General features: G+C 69.8%; 7 protein-coding genes. 6 read left to right on the forward strand and 1 reads right to left on the reverse strand.

The window, feature by feature from the left end; all coding sequences use genetic code 11:
* The first annotated feature begins 213 nt into the window (after positions 1-213).
* From ACTHL4_RS11005 to erpA, 6 genes are all read left to right on the forward strand, one after another.
* Positions 214-1,287 (forward strand): IS110 family transposase, encoded by a 1,074-nt coding sequence (locus ACTHL4_RS11005; protein ID WP_440282808.1) that lies wholly within the window; start codon positions 214-216, stop codon positions 1,285-1,287.
* A gap of 14 nt (positions 1,288-1,301) precedes the next feature.
* The gene (locus tag ACTHL4_RS11010) at positions 1,302-2,333 is read left to right on the forward strand and encodes a glutathione S-transferase family protein (RefSeq protein ID WP_440282809.1); all 1,032 of its coding nucleotides are present in this window, start codon (positions 1,302-1,304) and stop codon (positions 2,331-2,333) included.
* Between the two features lie 21 nt (positions 2,334-2,354).
* Complete coding sequence (locus ACTHL4_RS11015; protein ID WP_440282810.1) at positions 2,355-3,329, forward strand: nucleoside hydrolase; 975 nt, start codon at positions 2,355-2,357, stop codon at positions 3,327-3,329.
* Between the two features lie 27 nt (positions 3,330-3,356).
* The gene (locus tag ACTHL4_RS11020; RefSeq protein WP_440282811.1) at positions 3,357-4,052 is read left to right on the forward strand and encodes a M50 family metallopeptidase; all 696 of its coding nucleotides are present in this window, start codon (positions 3,357-3,359) and stop codon (positions 4,050-4,052) included.
* 29 nt (positions 4,053-4,081) lie between these two features.
* The gene (locus ACTHL4_RS11025) at positions 4,082-5,116 is read left to right on the forward strand and encodes a glycerate kinase (protein ID WP_440282812.1); all 1,035 of its coding nucleotides are present in this window, start codon (positions 4,082-4,084) and stop codon (positions 5,114-5,116) included.
* Between the two features lie 123 nt (positions 5,117-5,239).
* Positions 5,240-5,602 (forward strand): iron-sulfur cluster insertion protein ErpA, encoded by a 363-nt coding sequence (gene erpA, locus ACTHL4_RS11030; RefSeq protein WP_440282813.1) that lies wholly within the window; start codon positions 5,240-5,242, stop codon positions 5,600-5,602.
* Positions 5,603-5,670: 68 nt separating this feature from the next.
* Here erpA and ACTHL4_RS11035 read toward each other — a convergent pair.
* The coding region (locus ACTHL4_RS11035; protein WP_440282814.1) for a hypothetical protein at positions 5,671-5,879 on the reverse strand (209 nt) is incomplete at its 5' end.

Below are 5,879 nucleotides of genomic sequence, written 5' to 3' on the forward strand. Positions count from 1 at the left end.
TCAGTGTCAGGGTGATGTTGCCGCTCTCGCGGTGGTTGGATCCTGAGCACCTGGTGTCTGGCTCGTAACGTCGGTGTCGCCTTCGGGTTGATGAACATACGTTTTGCCGGCACCGGGTGTGAAGGAGCCGGCCGGCGTGACTTGATAGGAGCGTGGCATCGCCCCCACTGAGATGTGTCCGCCGACCGGCCCAACCGTCCAGTCACTTCACCAGTGAAGGAGGCAACCACCATGGTTGTTGTTGGAGCCGATGTCCACAAGCACACGCACACATTCGTCGCAGTGAACGAGGTCGGCAAACAGGTCGGACAGCTGACCGTCGCGGCCACGGGCAAGGGCCACGCGAAGGCGCTGGGATGGGCCCGGGGTCAGTTCGGGGACGAGCTGACCTGGGCGATCGAGGACTGCCGCCACCTGTCGGCCCGGCTCGAGCGTGACCTGCTGTCCGCCGGTCAGCAGGTGGTGCGGGTGCCGCCGAAGATGATGGCCGAGCAACGACGAGTGGCCCGTACCCGGGGCAAGTCCGACCCGATCGACGCGTTGGCGGTCGCCCGGGCGTACCTACGTGAGCCGTCGCTACCGGTCGCTTCGCACGACGAGGTGTCGCGGGAAGCGAAACTGTTGGTGGACCGGCGAGAAACGTTGGTAGGCACTAGGACTCGCACGATCAATAGCCTGTTGTGGCGAGTGCACGAACTCGACCCCGACCACGCTCCCAAGCCGCGGTCGCTGGACCTGGCCAGGCACCAGCAGGCGCTACGTGCCTGGCTGATCACCCTCGATGGTGTGGTCGCGGAAATGGCGTTGGACGAGCTGGACGACATCATCGCGTTGACGGCCCGGATCAAGGAGTTCGACAAGCGCCTGCGTGCGCTGGTCCGCCGCGAGGTACCCACGCTGCTGGGGTTGCCCGGGTGCGGTGAGCTGTCCGCGGCCAAGCTGCTGGGTGAGTCCGCCGGCATCACCCGCTTCACCACTGAGGCCCAGTTCGCGCGCCATGCCGGGATCGCGCCGATCCCGGTCTGGTCAGGCAACACCGCCGGGCGGGTACGGATGACCCGCGCAGGCAATCGGCAGATCAACTGCGCGATCCACCGCGTCGCGATCACCCAGGCACGGATGCCCGACACCCTCGGGAACGCCTATTACGAGAAGAAGCTCGCCGAGGGCAAATCCAAGACCGAAGCACTGCGCTGCCTCAAACGACGCCTCGCCCGCGTCATCTTCAACCTCCTGACAACAGACCACAACAACCGTCAAACCCCGGCCCTACCGGCCGCGGCTTGACATAGGAGAAACACATGGCACAGGGCAGCTACGTCGAACCGACCTTCGAGCGCGACACGCGCTACATCAACGACCGCATCACGCGCGACAGCGAGCAGTGGCCGGTCCAGCCCGGTCGCTACCGACTCGTTGCCGCGCGGGCGTGTCCGTGGGCCAGCCGGGCCATCATGGTGCGCCGGCTGCTCGGCCTGGAGGACGCGATCTCGCTCGGCCTGTGCGGCCCGACACACGACTCCGACAGCTGGACCTTCGATCTGGACGAGGGCGGCCTCGACCCGGTGTTGCGGATCCCGCGGCTGAAGGATGCCTACGACAAGCGCTTCCCGGGCTACCCACGCGGCATCACCGTCCCGGCGATGGTCGACGTGCCCAGCGGGGCAGTGGTCACCAACGACTTCGCCCAGATGACCCTGGATTTCGCGACCGAATGGACCGACTTCCAGCGCGAGGGTGCACCCGATCTGTGGCCGGAGGCGCTGCGCGAGGAGATGGGCCCGGTGATGCAGCGCATCTACACCGAGGTCAACAACGGCGTCTACCGGTGCGGCTTCGCCGGCACTCAGGAGGCGTATGACGCGGCATACGACCGCCTCTTCACGGCGCTGGACTGGCTGGAGGAACGCCTCACCGACCGGCGCTACCTGATGGGCGAGCAGCTCACGTGCGCGGACGTGCGGTTGTTCACCACGCTCGTGCGCTTCGACCCCGTCTATCACGGGCACTTCAAGTGCAACCGGCAGAAACTGGACGAGTTCGACGCACTCTGGGCGTACGCGCGGGACCTGTTCCAGACGCCCGGCTTCGGCGACACCGTCGACTTCGTGCAGATCAAGCACCACTACTACGAGGTGCACCGGGACGTGAACCCGACCGGCATCGTGCCGGCCGGTCCGGACCTGACCAACTGGATGGAGCCGCACGACCGGGCATCCCTCGGTGGTTCGCCGTTCGGAGACGGCACACCACCTGGCCCGATCGCACCGGCCGAACGCGTGCCCGAGGCCAGCAACCCGGCCGTGGGAGCGGATGGTCAGCTGAAGCACTGACGCCGGCGCTACCGTCGTCCCATGCGGAGCATCCCTGTCGTCATGGACGTGGACACCGGCGTCGACGACGCATGCGCACTGTTGCTGGCCGCCTTGCACCCGGCGATCGACCTGCGTGCCGTCACCTGCGTCGGCGGCAACACCGACGTCGATCAGGTTACCCGCAACACGCTGGCAGTGCTCGAGATCGCCGGCCGTGACGACGTCGTGGTCGGCCGCGGCGCGGAGCGACCGTTGATCGAGCGGGCCGTCCACGCCCGGCACGTCCACGGAGACGACGGCATGGGGGACCTGGGCTGGGCGCGATCCACACGTGACCCGGACCCACGTCATGCGGTGCAGTTGCTGCGGGACGTCCTCGACGCCTCGCCCGAACCAGTCACCCTGGTGCCCACCGCGCCGATGACCAACATCGCGCTGCTGGCCAGGACCCATCCCTCGGCGTTGCGTCGCCTGGAACGGATCGTCTTCATGGGCGGCGCCGCACAGCGCGGCAATGCCACGGCGTCGGCGGAGTTCAACGTCTTCCACGATCCCGAGGCGACGGCGATCGTGCTCGAGACGGCGGCCGATCTCGGCATACCGGTGACGATGTACGGCCTCGACGTCTTCTACGACCCCACGGTGACACGTGACCAGGCCCGCAGCCTGATCGCCGCCGGGGACGACGTGGCACGGCTCGCCGGCGAACTGGTCGGGTTCCAGTGCGACCGCTTCGGAGCCGAGCAGGCAACCATCGGCGACGCGGGTGCGGTGTGCGCAGTCATCGACCCGGCTGGGACCGGCACCACTCCGCTGCCGGTGCGGGTCGAACTCGCCGGCACCTGGTCGCGGGGCCGGACGATCGTCGAAATGCGCGACTGGACCGGCGACCTGGCCCATGACCCGCACGGCCGTGCCGACGCCGTCATCGACGTCGCCCTCGAGGTCGATGCCCGCCGCTACGCCGACCTGTGGCTGGAGACCGTGCGCCCCGGCGCTCCCGCGCCGGCGTGATTCCGTGACGACGTTCGTTGGGTAGTCATGGACCAGTGGTGGCAGCGGGTGACCGCGACGACACCGGCACCGGACCTGCGGGTCACGCTGGCGCTGGCGGTGCTCGCGCTCGCCTGCATCGTCTGGGCTCCGGTATGGCGCCTCAGCCGGCACCTCGTCACGGTCGTCCACGAGGGCGCGCACGGGCTGGTCGCCCTGCTCGCCGGACGCCGCCTGGCCGGCATACGGCTGCACTCGGACAGCTCCGGCCTCACCGTCTCCAAGGGACGCCCCACCGGCGTCGGGATGGTGCTGACCCTCCTCGCCGGGTATGTCGGGCCGGCCGTCCTCGGGCTGCTGGTGACGCTGGGCGTGCACCGGGGTCACGCGATCGGCACGCTCTGGCTGCTGCTGGTCGCGCTCGCCCTGCTCCTGCTGCAGATCCGCAATCTCTACGGACTCTGGGTCGTGCTGGCCAGCGGCGTGGCCCTCTTCGCCGTGACCCGCTGGCTCGGCCCGACGGCGCAGACCGCGGTCGCACAGCTGATCGGCTGGTTCCTGCTGCTGGCCGGGCCGTGGTCGCTCGTCGACCTGCAACGCAGCCGCCGGGCCGGCACGGCACGGCGGTCCGACCCCGATCAGCTCGCCCGCATCACCGGCGTCTCCGGTGCGCTCTGGTGGTCCCTGATGCTGCTGGTGTCACTCGGGGCGCTCGTGGCAGGTGCTCGCCTCCTGCTCGGCTGACCCCGACCCGCGGCCGTCACAATGGTCCGGTGCGCGTTGTCATCTGCAGTGACCACTGGGACCATCTGCCCGCCGGCGACATCACCGCCGCCATCGGGCGGGGCTGGCGGGACCGGCGGCCGGAGACCACCATCGTGCAGCTGCCCTTCTCGTCCGGGGGAGCCGGCTTCGTCGCCGCCCTGGCCCGGTCGCTCGACGCGCACACCCCGCCGGCGCACGGTGACACACTGCTGCGCGCGAACGGAGTGCACTACCTCGACGGCGCCCGGCTGCTCGATGGAGCCGACTCCGCGCCGCTCGGTGCGGCGCTCGCCGAACTCATCCAGGAGGGTGCTCGGCGCGTCGTCGTCGGCGTCGGCGATGCCGCAGCCGTCGACGGTGGGGCCGGCCTGCTGCGCACGCTCGGTGGCAGTGACGACCTCGAGGTGGCCCTCCCGCGCGCCGTCGAACGCGCCCGGTCGCTCCAGCTCGTGGCGGCATACCGCGAGGACATCGCGCTGCTCGGACTGCAGGGCGCCTCGGCTGCCGCGGTCGACACGCTCGGCTGGACCGGGCAAGAGGCCCAGGACAACGAGCGCCGCATCGGTGAGTTCGCCGCGCGGGTATGCCGCATCGTGCCGCCGCCGAAGGACCTGCTGACCGGCACGGTGCACGCCCTCTACCGGGACCCGGGCAGCGGCGCCGGCGGAGGCGTCGGATTCGCGCTGTCCGTCCTCGGTGCACAACTGCGATCCGGCGCCGACCTGTTCGGCGAGACCGTCGATCTCGCCGGCCACGTGGCCGCAGCGGACCTCGTCGTCGTCGGCACCCGCATCTTCGACTGGCGCAGCCTCGCCCACGACACCGTCGCGACCGCAGTGCAGGCGGCGGCCGCCGCGGCGACACCGGCCATCGTGCTCGCCGAACGCGTCGACGTCGGGCGCCGCGAGACCATGTCCCTCGGCGCTTCCGCGGCATACCCGCTCCTGGACGCCCACAGCCTGCGGCGGGCCGCCACCCTGGACCACCTGCCCGCCGTCACCGCGCTGGCGCGGCGGGTCGCGGGCACCTGGTCGGCAACCTGAGAATCAGGACGTACCCTGGAGACACAGCAACCCATGTGGACACGCTGGGAACAAGACCGGCCGGCACCGTGTTGCAGCTGCTGACCGTCATCCGTTCGACCGCAACGAGAAGGACTTGATGCCATGAGCGTCGACACCAACGCTTCTTCGACCACCGAGACCCACAACGTCGAGCTGACCGACGTCGCCGCGTCCAAGGTCAAGAGCCTGCTCGAACAAGAAGGCCGCGACGACCTGCGCCTGCGGGTCGGCGTGCAGCCCGGCGGTTGCTCGGGCCTGATCTACCAGCTCTACTTCGACGAGCGCACGCTCGACGGTGACCTGGTGCGCGACTTCGGCGGTGTCGAGGTCGTCGTCGACCGCATGAGCGCCCCCTACCTGGACGGCGCCACGATCGACTTCGCCGACACCATCGAGAAGCAGGGCTTCACCATCGACAACCCCAACGCGGGCAGCTCCTGCGCCTGCGGTGACAGCTTCAGCTGAGCCGCTGGTCGCGCCGGACGCGACATGACACGAGGCCGGTCCCTTCGGGGGCCGGCCTCGTGCGCGTCTCAGGTGCCGTACGCCGGCAGCTCGTCGAGCAGGTGCCGGGCGTCGTCCGGCACCTCGAGGGTCGACCGCCCGGACGACGACGGCGGCGCAGGCTGCGCGACGAGACGCGGCAGCAGCACCTGGGCACCGTCGACGCAGAGGTCGTGCAGCGTGCCCTCGTCGAGGGCCGACCGTGGGCCGGGAACCACCGCGGATGCGCTCATGACAG

It is taken from the genome of Flexivirga sp. (assembly GCF_051955415.1).
Lineage (GTDB): Bacteria > Actinomycetota > Actinomycetes > Actinomycetales > Dermatophilaceae > Flexivirga.